This is a genomic window from Streptomyces sp. ATLC9, assembly GCF_057196705.1.
The window spans coordinates 1-472 of sequence record NZ_JBXUOY010000590.1; the positions used below are offsets into that span (position 1 = coordinate 1).

At 78.4% G+C, this 472-nt stretch carries 1 protein-coding gene; it reads left to right on the forward strand.

The features are described 5' to 3' along the window. A partial coding sequence (locus AC2CJA_RS27210; protein WP_484605279.1) for a DUF6542 domain-containing protein occupies positions 1-472 on the forward strand: 472 nt, incomplete at both ends.

The window sequence follows — 472 nt, forward strand, 5'->3', positions numbered from 1 at the left end:
GGCCCGCCCCGCGCGGACGCCGGGGCCGCCCGGCGCGAGTGGCCACCGGGCGCGCGCCTGACCGGGCTGGGCTGCGGACTGCTGGCCGCGGGTGCGATGCTGCTGGCCGGCGGGCTGGACGCGCTGCTGCTGGGCGGCGACCCGGTCGTCTACGGGACCTCCTTCGTGCTCGTCAGCGCCGTGTGCGCGCTGTGGGTGCGCCCGGCCGACCTGGCCGCCGCGCCGATCGCCGTGCCGATCGCGTTCACCGCCGGACTCGTCTTCGTCGACGGAGGCTCGGGCGGGCCGACCGAGCGGCTGGTGGAGCTGGTGACCGCCCTGGCCGTGCACGCCGGGTGGCTCTACGGGGGCACGCTGACCGCCGTGGCCGTCGCCGTCGCCCGCGGGCGGGCCCGCCGGAGGCCCGGCCCCCGGCGTGCCGGGCGCCCCGGCACCAGGACGGTCTCTTATAAACAAAATACGCTGCCGACCA